This window comes from Priestia sp. YIM B13551 (genome assembly GCF_042787905.1).
Taxonomy (GTDB): Bacteria; Bacillota; Bacilli; order Bacillales; family Bacillaceae_H; genus Priestia.
This window is the reverse complement of the sequence record NZ_JBHZOX010000036.1, coordinates 1-1,370: the sequence shown is the minus strand read 5'-3', so window position 1 is coordinate 1,370 and position 1,370 is coordinate 1. Positions and strand designations below refer to the sequence as shown.

Genomic DNA, 1,370 nt, shown 5'->3' with positions numbered 1-1,370 from the left:
GTTAGCATTAAATCATAAGCCTTTGTCCTTTCTTTACGTACCAAACGCAGCAAAACTAACAAATCATACGTATGAAAGCATGCCAATTCATTAAAGGACTTCTTAACATCCTCTAAAATTACAAATTTTTTTAGTCTTGGTCTTTGTATAGTTAAACTAGCTCCACAAAAAGAGCAGTTTTCATCTACTCCTTCTGTCCCACAATAACTGCATATCAACCTATATTCACCTCGTTTACTAAAAGGAAAAGTAGGCTTAAGCCTACCTAGCTAGCCTTAAAGGCTGTTTTAGCTTTTAGGGTATTACTTATCCAAGCGTTTTTGTCGTTGATTCACAATACGTTCCCCTACGACTTTTTTGGCAAGTTTAGTTTCTTCTAGTTCTAGAAGATCTGTTGTCATAATCCCCTCATAGCCATGATGGAAATACAATCCATTCATGAATTCGATAAGAATTTGTGTGTTTTTATCTGCACTATTTGTTCCTAATCGAATCTTTTTAAGTTCATTTTTTAATATACTATGGAGATTTTCACTAACGGTTTCCGTAATGTAGTCTAACGACCATTCTTTCTTTTTTTCTTCTCGATACTTTTTACAAATATCCATAATCGCTTCTCCTGGAAAACGAAGTTTATGTTCAGCCATATAATCTTGGATGTATTGATCCGTTTCTTTATCAAGTGTAATCATACGTCGTTGTGTTTCCATTACTCTTCCACATCTCCCATCAGTTCATAGATAATATCATTCATCTTTTCAATTGATATCGCACATTGTTTCATTATTTCGATGTTCTGATCAATGATTGCTTCTAATCTTTTTTCTCTTTCTACTTGCTCATCAAAAAAAGCTAATACTTCGAATTGTTCTTTCAAAAACCTTCGACGGGACATCTCATTTTTTTTCGCTAGTTCATCAACTTTTTGCATAGCAACCGGATCAATATTTCGTAAAAAGATATCCATGAAATCATTCCTTCTTTATCAAATTGCAAAATTTCCAGTACGAGTAGAGAAGAGCATAAGGGGTTTTTGCCCCCACCATAGGTGCGGGGGCAAGGCAAAGCCTAGCAAAATAACGTTTTCATCTCAAAAAAAGTGACCCCATGAAAACTTCCAATCTGTCGACCTGCTGCCGACCTAAAAGGTGAAAAAATGCCTAATCTTGATATTGTTTTTTACATTTTTTTGAAGATGTTGACCTAATGTCCCCTTTAAGTCCCCTCAACTTTTATGAATTCTTAACGAGTTTTTGAAAGATTTTTTGATGATAATTCGTGAGGTTTTGAGAAGAAGTCTGGGTAGTTTTTTTATAAAAATCGATCGCTTCTTTCATCGAAGAAACGTTTAATTTTTGTAGAATGCTGCG

Annotated in this window: 2 protein-coding genes; both read right to left on the bottom strand. The window is 34.5% G+C overall.

What is annotated here, in order from left to right:
* Positions 1-302 precede the first annotated feature (302 nt).
* A complete protein-coding gene (locus tag ACFX4N_RS31025) occupies positions 303-710 on the bottom strand; it encodes a hypothetical protein (protein ID WP_328125921.1) in 408 nt (135 codons plus the stop codon).
* Positions 710-967, bottom strand: coding sequence for a hypothetical protein (locus ACFX4N_RS31020; RefSeq protein WP_328125920.1), 258 nt, complete (start codon positions 965-967; stop codon positions 710-712). Before ACFX4N_RS31020 ends, ACFX4N_RS31025 begins: the two co-directional genes overlap by 1 nt.
* Positions 968-1,370 lie beyond the last annotated feature (403 nt).

What these genes read in the sequence shown, in the direction of transcription:
- ACFX4N_RS31025 (WP_328125921.1), bottom strand. Translation starts at nt 710, where the DNA reads ATGGAAACACAACGACGTATGATTACACTTGATAAAGAAACGGATCAA.
- ACFX4N_RS31020 (WP_328125920.1), bottom strand. Translation starts at nt 967, where the DNA reads ATGGATATCTTTTTACGAAATATTGATCCGGTTGCTATGCAAAAAGTT.